At 71.3% G+C, this 22639-nt stretch carries 21 protein-coding genes; 16 read left to right on the forward strand and 5 right to left on the reverse strand.

What is annotated here, in order from left to right:
* Positions 1 to 42 precede the first annotated feature (42 nt).
* Genes KM427_RS20280 through glpX form a run of 6 tightly spaced genes read left to right on the forward strand, consistent with a single transcriptional unit; the run spans position 43 to position 5448 of the window.
* Positions 43 to 1278, forward strand: a complete 1236-nt coding sequence (locus tag KM427_RS20280) for an SLC13 family permease (protein WP_215525102.1) — start codon at positions 43 to 45, stop codon at positions 1276 to 1278.
* A 54-nt stretch (positions 1279 to 1332) separates the two neighbouring features.
* Positions 1333 to 1728 (forward strand): TOBE domain-containing protein, encoded by a 396-nt coding sequence (locus KM427_RS20285; protein WP_183591611.1) that lies wholly within the window; start codon positions 1333 to 1335, stop codon positions 1726 to 1728.
* Complete coding sequence (modA, locus tag KM427_RS20290) at positions 1725 to 2507, forward strand: molybdate ABC transporter substrate-binding protein (RefSeq protein WP_252274706.1); 783 nt, start codon at positions 1725 to 1727, stop codon at positions 2505 to 2507. The genes KM427_RS20285 and modA overlap by 4 nt, the downstream gene beginning before the upstream one ends.
* A gap of 3 nt (positions 2508 to 2510) precedes the next feature.
* Complete coding sequence (locus tag KM427_RS20295) at positions 2511 to 3305, forward strand: ABC transporter permease (protein ID WP_353846975.1); 795 nt, start codon at positions 2511 to 2513, stop codon at positions 3303 to 3305.
* Complete coding sequence (locus KM427_RS20300; protein ID WP_215525103.1) at positions 3302 to 4387, forward strand: sulfate/molybdate ABC transporter ATP-binding protein; 1086 nt, start codon at positions 3302 to 3304, stop codon at positions 4385 to 4387. The genes KM427_RS20295 and KM427_RS20300 overlap by 4 nt, the downstream gene beginning before the upstream one ends.
* 20 nt (positions 4388 to 4407) lie before the next feature.
* Positions 4408 to 5448, forward strand: a complete 1041-nt coding sequence (gene glpX, locus KM427_RS20305; RefSeq protein WP_215525104.1) for a class II fructose-bisphosphatase — start codon at positions 4408 to 4410, stop codon at positions 5446 to 5448.
* Here the strand turns inward: glpX and KM427_RS20310 are convergent.
* Positions 5413 to 6249 (reverse strand): esterase/lipase family protein, encoded by an 837-nt coding sequence (locus KM427_RS20310; protein WP_183591614.1) that lies wholly within the window; start codon positions 6247 to 6249, stop codon positions 5413 to 5415. The genes glpX and KM427_RS20310 overlap by 36 nt on opposite strands.
* 88 nt (positions 6250 to 6337) lie before the next feature.
* Between KM427_RS20310 and KM427_RS20315 the strand changes: the two genes are divergently transcribed.
* Positions 6338 to 7270 carry an alpha/beta hydrolase family protein gene (locus KM427_RS20315; protein ID WP_215525105.1) on the forward strand — a complete coding sequence of 311 codons (933 nt, stop codon included), beginning with the start codon at positions 6338 to 6340 and terminating at the stop codon, positions 7268 to 7270.
* A gap of 189 nt (positions 7271 to 7459) precedes the next feature.
* Here KM427_RS20315 and KM427_RS20320 read toward each other — a convergent pair whose 3' ends face one another.
* On the reverse strand, positions 7460 to 8542 hold the full coding sequence (locus KM427_RS20320; protein ID WP_215525106.1) for an ABC transporter ATP-binding protein: 1083 nt from the start codon (positions 8540 to 8542) through the stop codon (positions 7460 to 7462).
* Between the two features lie 161 nt (positions 8543 to 8703).
* On the opposite strand from KM427_RS20320, the gene KM427_RS20325 reads away from it, so the two are divergent.
* The 4 genes from KM427_RS20325 to KM427_RS20340 are packed head-to-tail and all read left to right on the forward strand — an operon-like array spanning position 8704 to position 13031.
* Positions 8704 to 9978, forward strand: a complete 1275-nt coding sequence (locus KM427_RS20325) for an extracellular solute-binding protein (protein ID WP_215525107.1) — start codon at positions 8704 to 8706, stop codon at positions 9976 to 9978.
* Entirely contained in the window at positions 9975 to 10925 is a 951-nt protein-coding gene (locus tag KM427_RS20330; protein ID WP_215525108.1) for a carbohydrate ABC transporter permease, read from the forward strand. Before KM427_RS20325 ends, KM427_RS20330 begins: the two co-directional genes overlap by 4 nt.
* Positions 10925 to 11803, forward strand: a complete 879-nt coding sequence (locus KM427_RS20335; protein ID WP_183591618.1) for a carbohydrate ABC transporter permease — start codon at positions 10925 to 10927, stop codon at positions 11801 to 11803. The genes KM427_RS20330 and KM427_RS20335 overlap by 1 nt, the downstream gene beginning before the upstream one ends.
* Before the next feature lie 4 nt (positions 11804 to 11807).
* Positions 11808 to 13031 (forward strand): ABC transporter ATP-binding protein, encoded by a 1224-nt coding sequence (locus tag KM427_RS20340; RefSeq protein ID WP_215525109.1) that lies wholly within the window; start codon positions 11808 to 11810, stop codon positions 13029 to 13031.
* A 12-nt stretch (positions 13032 to 13043) separates the two neighbouring features.
* Here KM427_RS20340 and KM427_RS20345 read toward each other — a convergent pair whose 3' ends face one another.
* The gene (locus tag KM427_RS20345) at positions 13044 to 13688 is read right to left on the reverse strand and encodes a DUF1707 SHOCT-like domain-containing protein (protein ID WP_215525110.1); all 645 of its coding nucleotides are present in this window, start codon (positions 13686 to 13688) and stop codon (positions 13044 to 13046) included.
* 238 nt (positions 13689 to 13926) lie between these two features.
* On the opposite strand from KM427_RS20345, the gene KM427_RS20350 reads away from it, so the two are divergent.
* Together KM427_RS20350 and KM427_RS20355 are read left to right on the forward strand one after the other, a co-directional pair.
* Entirely contained in the window at positions 13927 to 15642 is a 1716-nt protein-coding gene (locus tag KM427_RS20350; RefSeq protein WP_286674209.1) for a fumarate hydratase, read from the forward strand.
* Positions 15643 to 15668: 26 nt separating this feature from the next.
* A complete protein-coding gene (locus tag KM427_RS20355; protein WP_215525111.1) occupies positions 15669 to 16388 on the forward strand; it encodes an IclR family transcriptional regulator in 720 nt (239 codons plus the stop codon).
* A gap of 10 nt (positions 16389 to 16398) precedes the next feature.
* Here KM427_RS20355 and KM427_RS20360 read toward each other — a convergent pair whose 3' ends face one another.
* The gene (locus KM427_RS20360) at positions 16399 to 16602 is read right to left on the reverse strand and encodes a DUF2783 domain-containing protein (protein WP_215525112.1); all 204 of its coding nucleotides are present in this window, start codon (positions 16600 to 16602) and stop codon (positions 16399 to 16401) included.
* A complete protein-coding gene (locus tag KM427_RS20365) occupies positions 16599 to 18290 on the reverse strand; it encodes an FAD-dependent monooxygenase (protein WP_215525113.1) in 1692 nt (563 codons plus the stop codon). Before KM427_RS20365 ends, KM427_RS20360 begins: the two co-directional genes overlap by 4 nt.
* A gap of 190 nt (positions 18291 to 18480) precedes the next feature.
* On the opposite strand from KM427_RS20365, the gene KM427_RS20370 reads away from it, so the two are divergent.
* The 3 genes from KM427_RS20370 to KM427_RS20380 are packed head-to-tail and all read left to right on the forward strand — an operon-like array spanning position 18481 to position 22301.
* Positions 18481 to 19668 (forward strand): homogentisate 1,2-dioxygenase, encoded by a 1188-nt coding sequence (locus KM427_RS20370; RefSeq protein WP_183591623.1) that lies wholly within the window; start codon positions 18481 to 18483, stop codon positions 19666 to 19668.
* A gap of 1 nt (position 19669) precedes the next feature.
* Complete coding sequence (locus tag KM427_RS20375) at positions 19670 to 20806, forward strand: alpha/beta hydrolase (RefSeq protein ID WP_215525114.1); 1137 nt, start codon at positions 19670 to 19672, stop codon at positions 20804 to 20806.
* A gap of 37 nt (positions 20807 to 20843) precedes the next feature.
* Complete coding sequence (locus KM427_RS20380; protein ID WP_215525115.1) at positions 20844 to 22301, forward strand: NAD(P)/FAD-dependent oxidoreductase; 1458 nt, start codon at positions 20844 to 20846, stop codon at positions 22299 to 22301.
* Positions 22302 to 22639 lie beyond the last annotated feature (338 nt).

Here is a 22639-nt window from a genome sequence, read left to right on the forward strand (position 1 = left end):
TCCTCACAGGTCGGCCCAGGGCCGGTGACCTAGGGTCGCTCCGTGCCGGTCGTCGACGTGATCCCCGTCGCGGCGCTCGTCGCCCTGCTGGTGACGGCATACGCCCATCCGTCGGGCCGGGTCGAGGCACTGGTCGGGCTGCTCGCGGCGGCCGCCACCCTCGCGACCGGCGTGCTGGCGTGGCCGGACGTCGAGGACACGCTCCGCCACCTCGGCCCGGTCGTGCTCTTCCTGGTCACGATCCTGGTCGTCGCCGACGTCTGCGGACGCTCCGGACTGTTCATGGCGGCGGCGGGCCTGATCCGCGACGCCGGTCGCGGCCGGCCGCTGCCGATCTTCACCGGTGTCTTCCTGCTCGCCGCGGCGGTGACCGCCGTGCTGAGCCTCGATGCCACGGTCGTGCTGCTCACCCCGGTCGTCGTCACCGCCGCGGTCGGCGCGGGCACGTCGTACCGCCCCGGCGCACACGCCTGCCTACGGATGGCCAACTCCGCCTCGCTGCTCCTGCCGGTCTCCAACCTCACCAACCTGCTGGCGATGCCGCACCTCGACCTCACCTTCGGGCAGTTCGCGGTCCGGATGGCTCCGGTGCTCGCGGTCGTGCTCGTCGTCGAGTACGTCGGGCTGCGGCTGCTCTTCCGCCGGGAGCTCGCCGAGTCGCCGGCGCCGGGCGGTCCGACCGGGACCACCGCGCTGCCGCTGGTGCCGCTGGTCGTGGTGGGCCTGATGCTGGTCGGCTTCGCGGTGGCCTCACCGTTCGGCATCGCGCCGTGCTGGGTGTCCGGGGTCGCCGCGGCGGCGCTGGTCTGGTGGGCGCGGCGCCGCGGCCTGCTGGCGGTCCGCGACGCCGTCGACGCCGCCCACCCCGCCTTCGCGCTGTTCGTGCTGTGCCTGGGCCTCGTGGTCGCCGGCATCGCGACCGGCGTCCTCGGCGACCGCGTCGCCGAGGTGCTGCCCTCCGGCTCCGGCTTCGGCGCCCTGCTGGCGATCGCGCTGCTCGCCACCCTGCTCGCCAACCTGTTCACGAACCTCTCGGCGACCCTGCTCCTCGTGCCGCTGCTGGCGCCCCGCGGCGACAGCGCCGTCCTCGCCGCGTTGCTCGGGCTGAACATCGGCTCGGGGCTCAGCTACACCGGCTCGCTGGCCAACCTGCTCTGGCGCCGCGGCCTGATCCGGCTCGGGCACCCGCCCTCGCTGCGGGCGTTCCACCGGGTCTCGCTGCTCCTCACGCCGGTCAGCCTGATCGTCGCGGTGCTCGCGTTGAGCCTGACGAGTTAGCGCATCTGCGGACGAAATTGACACAAACGCCCGCATCTACGGCATGATCACCGCGTGACGACATACCGGATCGCGGAAGCGGCCGAGCTGCTCGGCGTCAGCGACGACACCATGCGACGTTGGGTCGAGGCCGGCCGCGTGGCCAGCACCAAGGAAGACGGCCGCACGGTCGTGCCCGGCGCCGACCTGGCGGCCTTCGCCGAGTCGCTGGCCGAACATCCCGACCGGGAGGCCACCCGCGCGGCCGCGGTGAGCGCGCGCAACCGGCTGTCCGGCATCGTCACGAAGGTGGTCAAGGACCGGGTGATGGCCCAGGTCGAGCTGGTCTGCGGCCCCTACCGGATGGTCTCGCTGATGAGCACCGAGGCGGCCGAGGAGCTCGGCCTCGAGCCCGGTGTGCGAGCCATCGCGTCCGTCAAGTCCACCAACGTGATCGTGGAGCGCCCGTGAACAAGCCCCTGCGCAAGCTGGTCCTGCTGCCCGCCGTCCTCGCCCTGGTCCTCCCCCTGGCCGCCTGCGGGGGTGACGACGACGGGGAGGCCGGGAACGGCGGGACGACGACGCTGACGGTGTACGCCGCGGCGTCGCTCACCTCGACCTTCGAGCAGATCGGCGACGAGTTCGAGAAGGCGCACGACGGCGTCGAGGTCGAGTTCAGCTTCGGCGGCTCCTCCGACCTGGTCACCCAGATCCAGGAAGGCGCCGAGGCCGACGTGTTCGCCTCCGCCGACACCGCCAACATGGACAAGCTGGTGGACGCCGACCTGGCCGGCGAGGACCCCCGGGACTTCGCGACCAACACCCTCGAGATCGCCACGCCCCCGGACAACCCGGCCGAGGTCGCGAGCTTCCAGGACCTGGCCGCGAAGGGCCTCCAGCTGGTCGTCTGCGCACCCGAGGTGCCGTGCGGGGCCGCCACCCAGACGATGGCCGACAACCTCGGCGTCACCCTGAAGCCGGTGAGCGAGGAGCAGTCGGTCACCGACGTGCTCGCCAAGGTCACCTCCGGCGAGGCCGACGCGGGCGTCGTCTACCGGACCGACGTGACCGCCGCCGGCGACGCGGTCCACGGCGTGACGTTCCCGGAGTCCGGCGACGTCGTCAACACCTACCCGATCGCCCCCGTCGACGGCAGCGACGAGTCCGACCTGGCCGCGCAGTTCGTCGAGTTCGTGCTCGGCGACACGGGCCAGCAGATCCTCCAGGATGCCGGCTTCGGGCAGCCTTAGCCCGTGGCCCCAGGAAGACAACGGCACGTCGGACTCCCCGGCTGGATCTTCGTCCCCGCCGTCCTCGGCGCGGCGCTGGTCATGCTCCCGCTCGCCGGGATGGTCTCGCGCGTCGACTGGAACAGCTTCCTCTCGCTGGTCACCTCCGACTCGGCGCTGACCGCGCTCTGGCTCAGCCTGCGGACGTCGGTCGCCTCGACCCTGCTGTGCCTGGCGTTCGGGGTGCCGATGGCGCTGGTGCTGGCCCGCACCAGCTTCCGCGGGCAGGGCGTGATCCGGTCGCTCGTGCTGCTCCCGCTCGTGCTGCCACCGGTCGTGGGCGGCATCGCGCTGCTCTACACGTTCGGCCGCCGCGGACTGCTGGGCGAGCAGCTGGACGCGATCGGCGTCCAGATCGCGTTCTCGACGATCGCGGTGGTGCTCGCCCAGACGTTCGTGTCGCTCCCCTTCCTGGTGGTCAGCCTCGAGGGCTCGCTGCGCACGGCGGGTGAGCGGTACGAGGTGGTCGCCGCATCGCTCGGCGCCCGGCCGACGACGGTCTTCCGCCGGGTGACGCTGCCGCTGGTGCTGCCCGGGCTGGTGTCCGGCGCGGTGCTGTCCTTCGCCCGGGCGCTCGGGGAGTTCGGCGCCACGATCACCTTCGCCGGCAGCCTGGAGGGCACCACCCGCACGCTGCCGCTCTACATCTACAACCTGCGGGTGACCGACCCCGACGCCGCGGTCGCGATGTCGCTGGTGCTGGTGCTGGGCGCGGTGCTGGTGATCACCTTCGCCCGGCCCGGCCGGGGGGCGCTATGAACGCCCCGACTGTGAGCGACCTCCAGCTCACCGCCCGGGTCGACGACCGTGGCGTCGACGTCGCGCTGGACGCCGCCGCCGGCGAGACCGTCGCCGTGCTCGGCCCGAACGGCGCCGGCAAGTCGACGCTGCTGTCCGTGGCCGCCGGCCTGCTGCGCCCCGACGCGGGCCGGGTGGTCCTCGACGGCACCGAGCTGACCGGCCCGGACGCCTGGGTGCCGCCACACGCGCGCCGGATCGCCCTGCTCGCCCAGGACGCGCTGCTCTTCCCACACCTGAGCGCGCTCGAGAACGTCGCGTTCGGGCCGCGCAGCAGGGGCGTGTCGCGGCACGCCGCTCGCGAGCGCGCCCGCGCGTGGCTCGACGAGGTCGGCGTCGGCGAGCTGGCCGGCCGCCGGCCGGACCAGCTCTCCGGCGGCCAGGCCCAGCGGGTCGCGGTCGCCCGGGCGCTCGCCGCCGACCCCCGGCTGCTGCTGCTCGACGAGCCGATGGCCGCCCTCGACGTCGCCGTGCGCCCCGCCCTGCGGCAGACCCTGCGCCGGGTGCTGACCGACCGGACCGTCGTGCTGGTCACCCACGACGTGCTGGACGCGCTGCTGCTCGCCGACCGGGTCGTGGTCGTCGACGACGGCCGGGTCGTCGAGGAGGGGCCGACCCAGACGGTCCTCGCCCGGCCGCGGAGCGCGTTCGCCGCCCGGATCGCCGGCCTCAACGCCGTACGAGGGACCTGGCGCGACGGTGCCGTCGCCGGCCCGGACGGGATCGAGGTCAGGGGCCTGTCCGATGGCGAGCAGCCGACCGCCGGAGCCCCCGCCGTGGCGGTGTTCCGGCCCAGCGCGGTCTCGGTGTACGGCGACGGCGACCACGAGCCCCCGGCCGGCAGTCCGCGCAACGTGATCGCGGTGACGGTCACCGACCTGGAGCCGCTCGGCGACCGGGTGCGGGTGCACGCGGCCCCACCGAGCGGGCCGAGCCTCGCCGCCGACGTCACCCCGCTCGCCGCCGCCGAGCTCGACCTGGTGCCGGGGCTTCACGTGGTGTTCAGCGTCAAGGCCACGGAGGTCTCGGTCTACCCGGTCTGAGGACCGATAGAGTCGCGGCCATGAGCGAGCCCTCCTCCCCCCGTCAGGCGGATGCCCTCTCCGTCGCACCGCAGTCGCCCGATCGCAACCTCGCTCTGGAGCTGGTCCGGGTGACCGAGGCCGCGGCGATGGCCGCCGGCCGGTGGGTCGGGCGCGGGGACAAGAACGGCGCCGACGGCGTCGCGGTCAACGCGATGCGGGTGATGATCTCGACGATCGGCATGGACGGCATCGTCGTGATCGGCGAGGGCGAGAAGGACAACGCCCCGATGCTCTACAACGGCGAGCGGGTCGGCGACGGCTCCGGTCCCGAGTGCGACGTCGCGGTCGACCCGATCGACGGCACCACGCTGACCGCGAAGGGCATGACCAATGCGGTCTCGGTGCTCGCGGTGTCGCCGCGCGGCTCGATGTACGACCCCTCCGCCGTCTTCTACATGGAGAAGCTGGTCACCGGCCCCGAGGCGGCCGACGTCGTCGACATCCGCCTGCCCGTCGCGGAGAACATCCACCAGGTCGCCAAGGCCAAGGGCAAGACGCCGAGCGACGTGACCGTCGTGCTGCTGGACCGGCCCCGGCACGCCGCCCTGGTCGACGAGATCCGGGCCACCGGCGCGATGATCAAGTTCATCACCGACGGCGACGTCGCCGGCGCGATCATGGCCGCCCGCGCCGAGACCGGCATCGACCTGCTGCTCGGCATCGGCGGCACCCCGGAGGGCATCATCACCGCCTGCGCGATGAAGGCCCTCGGCGGCACCATCCAGGGCCGGCTGTGGCCGCAGGACGACGACGAGCGCCAGAAGGCGATCGACGCCGGGCACGACCTCAACCCCGACCACGTGCTGACCACCGACCTGCTGGTCACCGGCGACGACTGCTTCTTCGTGGCGACCGGCATCACCGACGGCGAGCTGCTGCGCGGGGTGCGCTACGGCGCCGGCGGGGTGACCACCCACTCGCTGGTGATGCGCTCGCGCAGCGGCACGATCCGCTCGATCACCTCGGAGCACCAGCTCCAGAAGCTACGCGCTTTCGCCGCGATCGACTTCGACAGCTGAGCAGGGCGAGGTACGCCCGAGGCGGTCGACCACCAGGTCGATGACGCGGGGGTCGAAGGCCATGCCGAGGTGGGACGCGCTCACCTCGACCGCCTCGGCGAGCGGGTCGACGCAGGCGCGCCAGTCGACGATGCCGTCGCGCCGGGAGTAGATCGAGGTGTTGCCGGTCCCACTCGGCAGCGGGAGCCGGCTCTCCTCGAAGCTCTGCCGAGCACACGCCCCCGCGACGCAGTCCTCGGCCATCAGCCCGGGTACGCCGGCCCGGCTGAGCCGCACCAGCAGCTCGACGCTCGCGCCCAGCGAGCGGTGGTGGGCGCCGGGCGCGAGCATCGGGCTGCCCATCGTGACCACGCCCGAGACCAGGTCGGGCCGGCGGGCCGCGATCCCGCGGGCCAGCATGCCGCCGAGGCTGTGCCCGACCAGCTGCACCCGCGCCTCGCGCCGCATCGCGATCGCCTCCAGCCGCGCCTCGAGCTGCGCGGCGGCGGCCCGCGTGCAGCCGACGTTGGCATGGATGTGCGAGCGGTAGGTGCGGAACCCGCGCGCCCGCAGGGCCCGGGCCATCAGCCCGAGCGTGCCGTCGCCGGCGAGGAAGCCGGGCACGAGCAGCACCGGATCGCCGTGGCGCACCCCGGCCCGCGCGGCGTACGGCGTGTCGCGCCGCGCCCGCCGGTCGCCGGCCGCGCGCAGCGCGAACCTGCCGATCTCGAGCACCGCGCTGCCCTCGCGGAGCACCGCCGCCGGCCCGGGGGCCGTGAAGCCCTCGGGCAGGAGGAAGTCCGCGAGCGCGGTGGGACGCATGTGAGCCACGTTACGTCCGGTGACCACCCCTCCGGGTGAGATTCCGGGGCGGCATGTCGGTTTCACCTTCAACTGGTTGACTGGGTCCATGCCGTCGTCTCCCGCCGAGGTCGTCGTGTCCGAGGAGCTCTTCGCTCCGGTCGGGCGGGGCATCGAGCTGTGCTACCAGACCTTCGGCGACCCCGACGGCGACCCGCTGGTGCTCGTGATGGGCCTCGGCGGACCGATGACCTGGTGGGACCCCGACCTGTGCGCGGGCCTGGCCCGGGTCGGCTTCTACGTCGTGCGCTTCGACAATCGCGACGCCGGACGCTCCACCGTGCTCGAGACCCGGGTCTCCCGAGCCTCGGTGGTGCGCGCGTTCGCCGGGCGGAGGGTGCGCCCGCCGTACGGCCTCGCGGACCTGTCCGACGACGTCTTCGGGCTGCTCGACCACCTCGGGCTCGACGGCGCCCACGTCGTGGGCGTGTCGATGGGCGGCATGGTCGCCCAGACGATGGCGATCGCCCGGCCCGACCGGGTCCATTCGCTGACCAGCGTCATGTCGACCACCGGCAAGCGCAGCGTCGGCTGGCAGCACCCGGCCCTGCTCCCGCGGCTGATCGCGCCGCGCCGGGCCGGCCGCGAGGCGTACGTCGCGGGCGGAATGGCGTTTGCCCGGCTGACCGGCTCCCCGGCCTACCCGGAGCCGGAGGACGCGATGCGCCGGCGCTTCGAGGAGACCTTCGACCGCGGCGTGCACCCCGACGGGGTGGTGCGCCAGATGCTCGCCGTGCTCACCCAGCCGAACCGCGGCAGCCGGCTGCGCGGCGTACGCCTGCCCACGTTGGTGGTCCACGGGCTCGCCGACCGGATGGTCCACGTGTCGGGCGGCCGGGCCACGGCCGCCGCCGTCCCCGGCGCCGAGCTGCTGCTCATCGACGGCATGGGCCACGACCTCCCCGTGCCCCTCCACGAGACGTTCGTCAACGCGATCCGCGGCAATGCTGAGCGGGCCGGTGGTTTCGAGGCTCGTCGCTAGCGCTCCTCGCACCTCAACCACCGTGACGGTGGTTGAGGTGCGAAGGCGCCCTGGCGCCTGAGCCTCGAAACCACCGGAATGTGCACAGGGCGGTGACCACACCACGGTCACCGCCCTGCATCAGTTCCGGGGTTTCGAGACGGTTGCTGGCGCCGGCTCGGGTGAAATCTGGCGCCGGCTCGGCGTCGGCTACTCCGAGAGCCGCTCGCCGGACTCGGTGTCGAAGACGTGCACGTTCTGGGGGTCGGTCGTGACGTACATCGTCTCGCCCTTCTGCGGGTGACTGCGCCCGCTGACCCGGATGATGATGTTGTGCGGGGTGCCCTCGACGCCGCTGGTGCCGTAGACGAACGCGTCGGCGCCGAGGTCCTCGACCACAGTGACCTGGACCGGCATGCCGGCCTCGCTGTTGCCGACCACGCGCCACGCCTCGGGGCGGACGCCGACGGTGATGTTGCCCTGCATCTTCTGCGCGGCGGCCGGGTCGACCGGCACGAGGTAGTCGCCGATCTTCGCCTGGCCGTTGTCGGCCTTGGCCTCGATCAGGTTCATCTGCGGGGAGCCGATGAAGCCGGCCACGAAGAGGTTGACGGGCTTGTCGTAGAGCGCCAGCGGGGTGTCGACCTGCTGGAGGTAGCCGTCCTTCATCACCGCGACCCGGTCGCCCATCGTCATCGCCTCGACCTGGTCGTGGGTGACGTAGACGGTGGTGACGCCGAGGTCGGACTGGAGCTTGGCGATGTCGGTGCGGGTCTGCACGCGCATCTTGGCGTCGAGGTTCGACAGCGGCTCGTCCATGCAGAAGACCTGCGGCTGGCGCACGATCGCCCGGCCCATCGCGACCCGCTGCCGCTGGCCGCCGGAGAGCGCCTTGGGCTTGCGGTCGAGGTACTCGGTCAGGCCGAGGATCTTCGCGGCCTCCTGGACCCGCCGGGCGCGCTCCTCGTTGGGCACCTTCGCCATCTTGAGCGCGAACGCCATGTTGTCGGCGACGGACATGTGGGGGTAGAGCGCGTAGTTCTGGAACACCATCGCGATGTCCCGGTCCTTCGGCGGGGTGTGGGTGATCTCGCGGTCGCCGATGAAGATCTTCCCCTGGTTGACCTCCTCGAGCCCGGCGAGCATCCGCAGGGTCGTCGACTTGCCGCAACCGGAGGGGCCGACGAGGACCATGAACTCCCCGTCGCCGATCTCGAGACTGATGCCCGGCACCGCGGGCCGGTCAGCGCCGGGATACCAGCGCTGCGCCTCCTCGAAACGCACAGTGGCCATGCTGGAACAACTCCTTCACCGGCAGGTACGTGCCGGACGATCCGTAGTAAAGGTGAGCGGGCTCACAGTAACCGGTTCTGGGGGCCGGAGGGCCGGGTGGGTTTACAACCGCGCCCCGGAGGGCTAGATGTGAACTAGGACACTCCGGAGGGGAGAGCCGTATGACTCGGGTACGCCGCGCGCTCGCCGCCGTCGCGGCCCTGACGACCGCGGCGGGGTTCCTCGCCGCGTGCTCGGCCAGCGCGAGCGGGAAGACCGAGCTGACCTGGTACATCAACCCGGACTCCGGGGGGCAGGCCAAGGTCGCCGCGAACTGCAGCACCGACAGCTACACGATCAGCACCCAGGTGCTGCCCCAGGACGCCAACGAGCAACGGATCCAGCTGGCCCGCCGGCTGGCCGCCCACGACTCGGGCATCGACATCATGAGCATCGACCCGCCGTTCTCCGCGGAGTTCTCGAACGCCGGGTTCCTGGCGCCGCTGCCGCAGGACCTGCAGACCAAGCTGAAGGACCAGTCGTTCCAGGGCGCCACCGACGCGGCCACCTGGGACGGCCAGATGGTGGTCGCGCCGTTCTGGTCGAACACCCAGGTGCTCTGGTACCGCAAGTCGTTCGTCGAGAAGGCCGGCATCGACATGAGCCAGCCGGTGACGTGGGACCAGATCATCGACGTCGCGGCGAAGAACGGCGGCAAGGTCGCCGTCCAGGCGAACAAGTACGAGGGCTACGTCGTCTGGATCAACGCCCTGATCTCCGGCGCGGGCGGCGAGATCGCGACCGACACCGACAAGGGCCTCGACATGAAGCTCGAGATCGACTCCCCGGCCGGCGAGCAGGCCGCGGGGGTCATCGAGAAGCTGGCACACTCCCCCGCCGCGCCCGCGGACCTGTCGGTCGCCCAGGAGGGCCAGGCCGGCAGCACGTTCGGCGGGCCGCAGGGCGCGTTCATGGTCAACTGGACCTACATCTACAACAGCTACGAAGCGACCAACAAGGGCTTCAACAAGGACATCGGCTACACCCGCTACCCGCAGACGGTCCAGGGCGAGGCGTCGCGCCCGCCGTACGGCGGCATCGGGCTCGGCGTGAGCGCCTACTCCGACCACGTCGACGACGCGATGAAGGCCATCGAGTGCCTCACCAGCCCCGACAACCAGGAGGTCAACGCCGAGATCACCGGCAACATGCCGGCGAGCAAGGCGGGCTACGAGGCCAACGACAACGCGCTGCAGAAGACCTACCCCGCCGACCTGCTGGCACTCTTCCAGGAGAGCCTGGACGCCGCGGCACCCCGCACCGTGACGCCGTACTGGAGCGACATCTCCGGCGGCCTCCAGTCGACGTGGCACCCACCGTCGAGCGTCAACTCCTCGACGCCCGCGAAGTCGCAGACGTTCATCGACAACGTCCTCCACGGAAGGAGCCTGCTGTGAGCACCACGATCGCCACGGCGGCGGCCCCGGCGGGCAAGAAGCGGGCGAAGATGACCGACCGCTCGAGAGCCGAGAACCGTCTCGGTCAGCGGCTCGTGCTGCCCGCGGTCATCGTGATGCTGGTCGTCACGGCGTGGCCGATGATCCAGGCGCTCTACCTGTCGCTGTTCCGCTATCGGCTGACCACACCGGACGACAAGGAGTTCGTGGGACTGTCCAACTACGGGACCGTCCTGACCGACTCGCTCTTCTGGCAGGACACCCTCAACACCGTCATCATCATGGTGGTGACTGTGGCCGTCGAGCTCGTCATCGGGTTCGCGTTCGCGATGGTGATGCACCGGATCGTCTTCGCCCGCGGGGCGATCCGGACCTCGATCCTGATCCCGTACGGCATCATCACGGTGGTCTCGGCGTACGCCTGGCAGTTCGCGTTCAGCCTGAACAACGGGTGGGTGAACAGCTGGTTCGAGTGGCTGCCGTGGATCACCGCGGACACCAACTGGTTCGGCAGCCACTGGCCGGCGATGTTCGCGATCATGGTGTCGGAGATCTGGAAGACGACGCCCTTCATGGCGCTGCTCCTGCTCGCCGGCCTGTCGCAGGTCTCGGAGGACATGATCGAGGCCGCGAAGGTCGACGGCGCCACGTGGTGGCAGCGGCTGTGGAAGGTGATCATCCCCAACATGCGGGCGGCGATCATGGTCGCCGTGCTGTTCCGGGCGCTCGACGCCTTCCGCATCTTCGACAACATCTACGTGATGACCCGCGGCGCGCAGGACACCGAGTCCTCGTCGTTCCTGACCTATCGCCAGGTCATCCAGCAGTTCCAGCTGGGCCTCGGCTCCGCACTCTCGGTCCTGCTGTTCCTCACCGTGCTGCTGCTGGCGTGGCTGATCGTCAAGACGTTCCGGGTCGACCTGGCGCAGGCGAGGGGTGAGGCGTAATGGCCGCGACGGCAGGGGCGACCCGTACCAAGGTCGGCACCTGGATCGGCTTCATCGTCATCCTGGTCTGGTGCCTGCTCCCGGTGGTGTGGATCCTGTCGCTGTCCTTCAAGGGCCCCGGCGAGACCGCGGCCGGCAGTCCCCAGTTCCTGCCCAAGGACTGGACGCTCCAGAACTACCGCGACATCCTCGGCTTCGGCACCGTCACGCCGGGCCAGGAGAGCACCCACAAGGACTTCCTCGACGCCCTGCGCAACTCCTTCGGGATCGCGGCCATCGCCACGGTGCTGTCCGTGATCTTCGCGACCCTGGCGGCGTACGCCATCGCCCGCCTCGACTTCAAGGGCAAGCGGCTGGTGCTCTCCCTCGCGCTGGCGATCGCGATGTTCCCGGTGGTCGCGCTGGTCGGTCCGCTCTTCGACCTCTGGCGCACGCTCGGGCTGTTCAACACCTGGCCCGGGCTGATCATCCCCTACATGTCGTTCACCCTGCCGCTGGCGATCTGGACGCTCTCGGCGTTCTTCCGCGAGATTCCGTGGGAGATGGAGCAGGCGGCCCAGGTCGACGGCGCCACCTCGTGGCAGGCCTTCCGCAAGGTGATCGTGCCGCTGGCCGCGCCGGGGGTCTTCACCGCGGCGATCCTGACCTTCTTCTTCGCCTGGAACGAGTTCGTGCTCGCGATCTCGCTGACATCGACGACGTCGTCACGCACGGTGCCGGCGCAGCTGTCCTTCTTCGTCGGCCCCGATCCGTTCAACCCGCCGTACGGGCTGCTGGCCACCGCCTCCGTCGTGGTCACGGTCCCGATCATCATCATCGTCCTGCTGTTCCAGCGAAAGATCGTCGCCGGGCTGACGTCCGGCGCGGTGAAGGGGTGACCCCGTGGCTTCCATCGACATGGTGAACATCGTCAAGAGGTACGGCGACGGGTTCCCCGCCGTGAACGACGTGAGCATCGACGTCCAGGACGGCGAGTTCATGATCCTGGTCGGCCCGTCCGGCTGCGGGAAGTCCACGCTGCTGCGGATGATCGTCGGGCTCGAGGACATCACCTCCGGCGACATGGTGATCGGCGACCGGTTGGTCAACGACCTGGCGCCGCGGGACCGCAACCTCGCCATGGTGTTCCAGAACTACGCGCTCTATCCGCACCTGTCGGTCTACGAGAACATCGCCTTCCCCCTGCGGCTGGCCAAGGCGCCGGACGCCGAGGTCGACGAGAAGGTGCGGGCGGCCGCGAAGACGCTGGAGCTCGAGGAGCACCTCGAGCGCAAGCCCGGCAACCTCTCCGGCGGCCAACGGCAGCGGGTGGCGATGGGCCGCGCGATCGTCCGCGAGGCCGACGCCTTCCTCTTCGACGAGCCGCTCTCGAACCTGGACGCGAAGCTGCGCGGGCAGATGCGCACCGAGATCGCGCGGCTGCAGAAGCGGCTCGGCATCACCACCGTCTACGTCACCCACGACCAGACCGAGGCGATGACGCTCGGGCATCGCGTCGCCGTGCTCAAGCGCGGCGTGCTCCAGCAGCTCGCGACGCCGCGCGAGCTCTACGAGCAGCCCGGCAACCTCTTCGTCGCCGGCTTCATCGGCTCGCCCCCGATGAACTTCCTGCCGGCGACCGTGGAGGGCAACTCGGTGAAGCTGCCCTTCGGCACCGTGCAGCTGCCGCCGGAGAAGGCCCAGAAGGCGGCCGGCAAGGGGCTGCTGATGGCCGGCATCCGGCCGGAGCACTTCGAGGACGCGTCGGTGAAGACCGACCGCGCCTCGGGCTCGACGTTCCGCGCCCAGGTCGACGTCGTGGAGTGGCTGGGCAACGAGACCTACGCCTACATCCCGTTCGAGGCACCGCCGGAGGTGGAGGAGCAGCTGCGCCAGCTCGAACGCGATCTGGACGGCGAGTCCCTGCACACCCAGCTGGTGATCTCGCTCGACGGCGCCAGCCGGATCGAGGAGGGCGAGGAGGCCGAGATCTGGGTCGACGGCTCCCAGATCCACCTCTTCGACCCGGCGACGGGCGAGAACCTCACCGTCGACCACGAGCGCGCCGGGCGGATCCCCACGCGCGCGATGGCGGAGGCCGCCGAGCAGCCGAGCGCGGCGGGCTGACCGCGCCGCCGGTCAGTGCGGGGCGTGCCGGCTCCGGGACCGGCGCGGGCGCGGGGGGCCCTTGCGGACCACGGTGACCGCCGCCATCAGCGCGACCCCGCGGACCCGGACGACCGGCGAGTCCGGGGTGATCTCCGGCTCCACCTTGTCGACCTGGTCGAACGCGCCCATCACCCCGATGCCCTCGACGACGACGACCGTGTGCGCGTTGACGATGATGTCGATGCCCGCCCAGAAGGCGTTCGCGGTGATCACGGTCTCGGCGCCGGTGAAGACCGCCTCGCGCAGGTCGATGTCGATCCCGGCCATCAGCGCGAGCGCGTTGTGGGTCGGGCCGACCTCCCACACGCCCTTGCGGTCGACCCCGCCCAGGATCGCGATCGAGGTGTCGTGGCGCCGGGCCGGGACGGCGGACGCCGGCTGTGCCGGCACCGCGCCGGAGCGCTGCGCCGGTGCCTGCTCGGGCAGGTCGTGGGTGATCGGCGCCAGATCGGCGTACGTGCGGGCGGCGTAGGTCGCCTCGAGCCGCTCGTCGAGCTCGTCGATGTCCAGGCGCCCCTCGCCGGCGGCCTGACGGAGGATCTCGGCGACCTGATGTCGGTCCGCGTCGGAGATCCGCATCAGCGCGGGGTCGGGACGCGGCTCCATCTCTCCCATGGTGGCAGCCTAGTGCCGCGTGTCGAAAGTTCTTGTGCGCTTCGCGCACCCATGGCACGCACTCTGCGGCGTTGCCGAAGCTCGCTAGACGAGCGGGTATGGCGTCGCTCCGGCGCCTTGCAGCGCACGCACCCTGAGCACGCCAAGCGTTCAACAACTTCCGACGCGCGACACTAGACGGCCGCCCGGCCCGCCCTGGTGGGCCGTGGAGCCGAACCGCGGGCTACGCTCGACGCTCGTGGCGACGACTCCCCAGAATCACGCAGAGTTCCTGTACTCCGACCTGCTCCCGACCGGCCAGGACGACACGCCCTACCGGCTGGTCACGACCGAGGGCGTCACGACCTTCGAGGCTGTGGTCGACGGCAGCAGCCGGACCTTCCTGCGGGTGTCGCCGGAGGCGATCCAGCGGCTGACCGCCGAGGCGATGCACGACATCAGCCACTACCTGCGGCCCGCGCACCTCGCGCAGCTGCGGAAGATCATCGACGACCCCGAGGCGTCGGGCAACGACCGCTTCGTCGCGCTCGACCTGCTCAAGAACGTCAACATCTCCGCGGGCGGCGTGCTGCCCATGTGCCAGGACACCGGCACCGCGATCGTGATGGGCAAGAAGTCCGAGGGCGTGCTCACCGGCAGCGACGACGGCGAGGCGATCTCGCGCGGGGTGTACGACGCCTACACCAAGCTCAACCTCCGCTACAGCCAGCTCGCGCCGCTCACGACGTACGACGAGAAGAACACCGGCACCAACCTGCCGGCGCAGATCGAGATCTACTCGACGCCGCAGAGCTCGGGCACGCCGGAGTACAAGTTCCTCTTCATGGCCAAGGGCGGCGGCTCGGCGAACAAGTCGTTCCTCTTCCAGGAGACCAAGGCGATCCTCAACCCGAAGCGGATGCTGGAGTTCCTCGACGAGAAGATCCGCTCCCTCGGCACGGCCGCCTGCCCGCCGTACCACCTCGCGGTCGTCATCGGCGGCACATCGGCGGAGTTCGCACTCAAGACCGCGAAGTACGCCTCGGCGCACTACCTCGACCACCTGCCGACCGAGGGCTCGATGAGCGCCCACGGTTTCCGCGACCTCGAGTTGGAGCAGCGGGTCTTCGAGCTCACCCAGTCCTTCGGCATCGGTGCGCAGTTCGGTGGCAAGTACTTCTGCCACGACGTGCGCGTGGTGCGACTCCCCCGCCACGGCGCCTCCTGCCCGGTCGCGATCGCGGTGTCGTGCTCGGCCGACCGGCAGGCGCTCGGCAAGATCACGCCGGACGGCGTCTTCCTCGAGCAGCTGGAGACCGACCCGGCGCAGTACATGCCCGACGCCGGGGTGGCCGAGGACATCTCCGGAGGCGAGGTCGTCGCGGTCGACCTCAACCGGCCGATGCCGGAGATCCTCGCCCAGCTCTCGCAGTACCCGGTCAAGACCCGGCTCTCGCTGACCGGGCCGCTCGTCGTCGCGCGCGACATCGCGCACGCCAAGATCAAGGAGCGGCTCGACGCCGGCGAGGCGATGCCCGACTATCTGAAGGACCACCCGGTCTACTACGCCGGCCCGGCCAAGACCCCCGAGGGCATGGCGTCGGGGTCGTTCGGCCCGACGACCGCGGGCCGGATGGACTCCTACGTCGAGCAGTTCCAGGCCGCGGGCGGATCGATGGTGATGCTCGCGAAGGGCAACCGCTCCAAGGTCGTCACCGAGGCCTGCGGCAGCCACGGCGGCTTCTACCTCGGCTCGATCGGCGGCCCGGCCGCGCGGCTGGCGCAGGACTGCATCAAGAGCCAGGAGGTCATCGAGTACCCCGAGCTCGGCATGGAGGCGGTCTGGAAGATCGAGGTCGAGGACTTCCCGGCGTTCATCGTCGTCGACGACAAGGGCAACGACTTCTTCACCGACCCCTCCGGCGAGGTCACCGTCCCGCTGTCGGGCATCCGGGTGCGCTCGGCCGAGCGCTAGGTCGGAAGAGCAAGGGGGACGCCGCCGTGGCGGAGATCTCGAAGACGGCCGACCAGGCCCTGCAGGTGCTCGGCGCCGTCATCGACGACGGGCCGGTCACCGCCCAGCAGGTCGCCAGCACCCTCGGCCTGAACCGCACCGTCACGCACCGGCTGCTCACCACGCTGCAGGCGCGCGGCTTCGTGCGCAAGCACGGCAGCGACTACAGCGCCGGGCCGTTCTTCCTCAAGGCGGCCCAGCGCGCCTGGCCCGCGGCGTTCTCGCAGGCCCGCTCGGTGGTCCGCGAGCTGGCCGAGGTCCACGGCGAGACGGTGCTGCTCACCGTCGCCGACGGTGACCAGGCGGTCGCCATCGACCAGGTCGTCGCCGAGAAGCACCCGGTGCGGGTCGGCTACCCGATCGGCGAACGGCACCCGCTGACCGTCGGCGCGAGCGGGCGGGCGATCCTCGGCTACCTGGAGCCGCGGCAGCTGGAGCGGGTGCTGGAGTCGATCGTCGACGTCGACGAGCTGGCCCGGGTCCGCCGGGGGCTCGACGACCTCCACCGCCAGGGCTTCGCGGAGAGCCACAACGAGCTCCACCCCGGCATCTACGGCGTCGCCGTGCCGCTCCTGGACGCCGACGGCTACGCGCTGGCCAGCATCGCGCTGCTGGCGCCGGTCGAGCGCGCGGACCAGGTCCGCGCGCTCGTCCCGGTGCTGAAGGAGACCGCCGAGTCCGTCTCGGCGGCGCTCACCTCGGGTTGACCACCGGCACTCACCAGGGAGCGAGGGCGTCCTGGATGGCGGCGTGCACCCGCTCCTTGTCGCCGACCTCGTGCATCAGCAGCAGCGCCAACCGGGCCAGGACCATCGAGGTCTGCTCGTCCCCGGCGGCCGTCAGCCCCGCGCTCAACAGCGTGTAGAGCTCGTCGAGCTCGGCGCTGCTCAGGCCCCGCGTGGTCTCGGTGGTGGTGTTCATGCGCGTCCTCCCGTCGTGATCAGGTCGGCCGCGCGCGTGATCGCGGCGGCCAGGTCGGCGGCGTCCAGGCCCTTCCAGCGCCCCTGGACATGTCCGTCCGGACGCACGAGGTACGCCGCGAGGCCGGCATCGGCCAGGCCGTACCCCGGCAGCAACCGCCCGGTGTGGTCCTCGGCCGGCGTGAGGGTCCGGACCCGGATCGGCATCCGCTCGGCGATCGCCGCGACCGCGGCCGCGACCGGCTCCGGCACCGCGCCGTCCTCGGTCGCCAGCAGCACGGTGGCGTGGGCACCGATCAGGTCGGTGAGGTGACCGGCCCGCTCGCCGTCCGCGTCGCGGATCGTCACCGGGAACTCCGTCAGGATGTGCCCCGGCCGCGGCCCGGCGGACCAGCCGTCCGCGTCGGGCACGTTGAGCGGCGAGGCGACGAGCGGGATCGAGGAGTGCTGACGCGGGTCGAGCAGCGTGGCGATCCACGGGTGCCGCTCCGAGAGCGAGAGCACCGCGTCGCGCAGCACGGTCGCCGGCCGGGAGGGCGGCGCCATGAACTCCGCGCCCTTGGAGGCGAGCCGCAGGTTCTCGCGGGCCGCGAAGACCCGCTCGGCCGAGTAGCTGTCCAGCAGCTCCCGCGGCGCCCGCCCCTGCGCGACCAGCGCCAGCTTCCAGGCCAGGTTGTGGGCGTCGTCGAGGCTGGAGTTCATCCCCCGCACGCCGAAGATCGGCACCAGGTGTGCGGCGTCCCCGGCGAACAGCACCCGGCCGTGCACGTAGTCGTCGAGGGTGAGCGCGTTGGCCTGGTAGAGGCTCATCCAGACCGGCTCCCACGGCCGGTCGACGCCCATCATCTTCAGGTGCTGCTCGACCCGCGGCAGCACGGACTCGGGCCGCATCGCCTCCTCGACGTCCTCGCCGGGCAACAGTTGGTAGTCGAACCGCACCATGTCGTCGGGCTTGGTGTACATCAGCAGCGTCGAGCCCGGGTTCGAGGGCGGGTCGAACCAGCAGCGCCGGCCGATCGGGAAGCCCTCGGTGTCGATCCGGATGTCGATGATGACGAACTTGCCTTCGTACGCCGTGCCGCCGAGCTGCAGCCCGAGCCGGCGCCGGATCTCGCTGCGGCCGCCGTCACAGGCGACGACCCAGTCCGCGGCGAGGGTGTACCGCTCCGTCGGCGTGCGCACGTCCAGCTCGACGCCACCCTCGGTCTGGCGGACGCCCTCGACCTCGGACTGCCAGCGGACCTCGATCAGGTCGGCGTGCCGCTCCACCTCGTCGATGAGGTACTGCTCGACGTAGTTCTGCTGCAGGCTCATGCCCGGCGGGAACCGCTGGTCGTCGTCGTGCGGCATCGAGAAGCTGTAGACCTCCTGGTCGCGGTAGAAGGTCCGCCCCTCCGACCAGGTGAAGCCGGTGCGCAGCGCCGGCTCGATGATGCCGAGCTGGGCGAAGATGTCGAGCGTGCGCCGGGTGATCGCGCCGGCCCGGCTGCCGCTGCACACGGTGTCGTCCACCTCGAGGACCACGCTCGGCACGCCGTACCGGGCCAGGCCGAGGGCGGTGGCGAGGCCGGTCGGGCCCCCGCCCGCGACGATGACCCGGTGGCGTACCGGGTCCCGGCCGTCGACCAGCTCGGGCACCACGGCGTCGTGGTGCACGTAGGGGAAGTACTCACGGAAGGTCAGCTCCACTCCAGCAACCTCTCATTCCTGCCTCGTCGTTCGGGTCCGGCGGGACGCCCTCGGAATCGAGCGCGGGCGTGCGCCCGAACCGGCCCGGGAGACCTTGACCGCACCCGGCGCCGCACCTATCGTAAATCCACGCGTTCGCCTTACGTTCGATTATCGAACATGCCACCGAGAGACACAGGACGGAAGCCAGATGCCTTACTTCAACCGGGTCGGGGACGTCCCCGCCAAGAGGTTCTCCCAGTTCCGGCAGGAGGACGGCTCCCTCTACTGCACCGAGGTGATGGGCGAGGAGGGCTTCTCCTCCGACATGTCGCTGCTGTTCCACCGGCTCCCTCCCACGGGCATCTCCGCGGTCCGCGCCGTCGAGCGCGAGCCGATCACGCTGACCGCGAACCAGCCGCTGCTGCCCCGGCTGTTCAACACCTCCCAGCTCAAGGTCGGTGGCGACGCCGTCACCGGCCGGCAGCCGCTGGTCGGCAACGACGACGTGCTGGTCTCGTTCGTCATCGCCGACTCCGACTCCCCGCTCTACCGCAACGCGGTCGGCGACGAGCTGGTCTTCGTGCACGAAGGCACCGCCACCGTGGAGACCGTCTTCGGCGTCCTCGAGGTCGGCCCGGGCGACTACCTGGTCATGCCCACCGGCACCACGCACCGCTGGCTGCCGACCAGTGAGGGGCCGCTGCGCGCGCTGGTCTTCGAGACCTACAGCCACATCCACCCGCCGAAGCGCTACCTATCGCGGTACGGGCAGCACCACCAGGAGTCGCCGTACTTCGAGCTCGACCTGCGCCGGCCCACCGAGCCGCTGGTCGCGCCCGCGGAGAGCGACGTCGACGTGCTGGTGCGCAACCGCGACGGGATCACCTGCTACACGATGCAGAACCACCCCTTCGACGTCGTCGGCTGGTTCGGCTGCAACTACCCCTACGTGCTCAACGTCGCGGACTTCTCCCCGATCACCGGCAGCTTCCACCGGCCGCCGCCGGTGCACCAGGTCTTCGAGGCGCACAACCTGGTCTTCTGCAACTTCGTGCCGCGGATGCTCGACTACGACCCGCGGGCGGTGCCGATCCCGTCGTACCACTCCAACGTGGACAGCGACGAGTTCCTCTTCTACGCCGAGGGCAACTTCTTCAGCCGGTCCGGCTCCGGCGTGGAGCGCGGCTCGATCTCGCTGCACCCGGCCGGCCACATCCACGGCCCGCAGCCGGGCAGCGTCGAGAAGGCGCTCTCCCGGATCGGCCAGCGCACCGAGGAGCTGGCGATCATGCTCGACACCTTCCGGCCGCTGCGCCTGGCCAACCCGGCCCTCGACGTGGAGGACCCGAAGTACATCACCACGTGGAGCCGGCGCCCCGAGGCCGAGGGGAGCTGAGTTGGCCGTCATCCGGGAGCTGCTCGCGGTTCCCATGCAGACCGGCGCGACCTCGGACATCCAGTCCGGCATCGCCCGCAAGGCCGGGGTGCTGTGGTGCACCCGCCATCGTGACGAGAGCGCCCGCTCGCGTGCGGTGATGGTCTTCGTGCACCCGTCGTCGAACTTCATGGCGCACTACGCGCTCGACCCGCTGGCCCACCTGGGCATCGACGCGGTCGGGATGACCACCCGCTACCTCGGCAACGAGTCGGCGCTCCAGCTGGAGAACTGCGTGGTCGACATCGGCTCGGTGCTCCACCACCTGCGCGAGGAGGGCTACGAGCAGATCGTGCTCGCCGGCAACTCCGGCGGTGGCGGCCTGGTCGCGCTCTATCAGGACCAGGCCCGCAAGGCCACGATCACCTCACCACCCGCCGGTGGGGCGCCCGACCTGACCCAGGCCGTGCTGCCGCCCGCCGACGCGCTGGTGATGCTGATGGCCCACCCCGGCCGCAGCAGCGTGCTGACCGAGAAGATCGACCCGGCGATCGTCGACGAGGCCGACCCGTTCCGGCGGGACCCCGAGCTCGACCTCTTCAACCCCGACAACGGTCCGCCGTACGCCGAGGAGTTCCTCGAGCGCTACCGGGCCGCGCAGATCGAGCGCAACCGCCGGATCACCGCCTGGGCCCAGGCGCGGCTGGCCGAGCTGCCCCAGCTCTCCGACGGCCGGGTCGACGACCTGCCCTTCGTGGTGCACGGCACCATGGCCGACCCGCGCAACCTGGACCTGTCGCTGGACCCGTCGGACCGGAAGGCGACGACCCAGTGGGGCCCGCCGTACCGGGCCAACCTGACTCCGGCGACGCTGGCGCACTTCACCACGCTGCGCTCGTGGCAGAGCCAGTGGAGCTACGACCTGTCCAACGGTCACGGCCCCACGCGGCTGCGCGAGGTCGACGTTCCCGTGCACGTCGTGTACGGGACGGCCGACCCCGGCTGCTACCCCGGCCACGCCCGGTCGCTGTACGACGCCGTCCCGCACGACCGCAAGCTGCTGACCCCCGTGGTCGGCGGCGGGCACTATCTCTACGGCCAGCCCGAGCAGCTCGACTTCACCGTCCGGCTGCTCGCCGACTGGACCCGCTCCCTCTAACCTTTCCTCCCTTCTTTCGATCAGACGAGGTGCCCCGATGCCCGAGCCCACCGCTGACCTGACCACCCGATCCGGCGCGTCCGCCGGCGTGGTCTCTCACTGGCTGGCACAGGAGGAGAAGATCGACCCGTCGGTGCTGCGGCGGCGCCCGCGCCTGGACGGCGACCGCGAGGCGGACGTCTGCATCGTCGGCGCCGGCTACACCGGCCTGTGGACGGCGTACTCGCTGCTCCGCAAGGACCCGGGGCTCGACATCGTGCTGCTGGACGCCGAGTTCGCCGGGTACGGCGCCTCGGGCCGCAACGGCGGCGCGGTGATCGCCCAGCTCAACGGGTCGAGGGAGTACTGGGACTCGATCGGCGGCCCCGGCGCCGGCGTCCGGATGGAGCGCGCGGTCCAGGCGACCGTTGACGAGGTCGGCAAGACCATGGCGGCCGAGGACCTCGGCGCCTTCGTCAAGGGCGGCGTGGTGATCTCGGCGCGCAACCAGCTCGAGGCGAAGCGGCTCAGGGGTTCGGTCGAGGAGGACCGCGCCCACGGCTTCACCGAGGAGGACTGCGTCTGGCTCGAGGCCGGCGCCGCCGCCGAGCGGATCGGGGTGGCCAACCAGCTGGGCGCCCGGTTCAGCCCGCACTCGGCGACCATCAACCCCGGCCGGCTGGTCCGCCGCCTCGCCGACCGGGTCGATGCCGCCGGAGCCCGGATCTACGAGGGCACCCCGGTCACCTCGATCACCCCGCGCTCCGGAGGGCAGGCGGCCGCCGCACACACGCCGTACGGCACGGTGCGGGCGAAGTGGGTCGTGCGCGCGACCGAGGCCTACACCGAGAGCATGAGCAGCCATCGCCGCCGGCTGATCCCGGTGCGCACCTCGATGATCGTCACCGAGCCGCTCGACGACGCGACGTGGGCCGAGCTGGGCTGGGAGCGCCACGAGACGCTGCTGGCGCTGCACCCCTTCCTGCACCTGCAGCACACCGAGGACCGCCGGATCACCATCGGCGGCGCCGACAACCGGCTGCCGTACCGCTACGGCTCCAAGCCCTCCCCCGACGGGAACGCCCTCCCGGTGGTCGAGGAGTACTTCCGCCAGCAGCTGGTCAAGCTCTTCCCGTCGCTGGCGGGTGCGCGCGTGGACCGCTCGTGGGCCGGGGTCTTCGGGGTCACCCGCAGGTGGGCACCGTGCGTCAACGTCGACCGCGCCGCCGGCACCGCGTGGGCCGGCGGGTATGTCGGCGAGGGCGTGGCCGCCTCCAACCTGGCCGGCCGGACGCTGACCGACCTGATCCTCGGGGAGGACACCGACCTGACCCGGCTGCCCTGGGTCGGCGAGCCGCCGCGGGGCTGGGAGCCCGAGCCGCTGCGCGCCGTCGGTGCCCTCGGCATCTGGGCGATCCGCGCTGTCGGCGACCAGGCCGAGGACCGCACCAACAAGCGCTCCCGCCTGGTGGCCTTCGCCAACAAGGTCTCCGGCTTCAGCGGCCACCTGGGCTGAGCCGGGCGGCCTGCGGTCGGGCCGGGCCGGGCCGGGCCGCTGGGCGGCGGTGAGCAGGCAAACCATTCCTCAGCGACTTCGGTTGCTCACCCACCGCCCCACCGTCAACCCACGCCCCGGCGGTGAGCAGGCAACCCATTCCTCGACGAGTTCGGTTGCTCACCCACCGCCCCACCGTCAACCCACGCCCCGGCGGTGAGCAGGCAACCCATTCCTCGACGAGTTCGGTTGCTCACCCACCGTCCCACGGTCAACCCGCGCCCCGGCGGTGAGCAGGCAAACCATTCCTCGGCGAGTTCGGTTGCTGACGCACCGCCCCACGGTCAACCCCCGCCCCG

This window comes from Nocardioides sp. LMS-CY, from assembly GCF_018732145.1.
Classification (GTDB): Bacteria; Actinomycetota; Actinomycetes; order Propionibacteriales; family Nocardioidaceae; genus Nocardioides; species Nocardioides soli.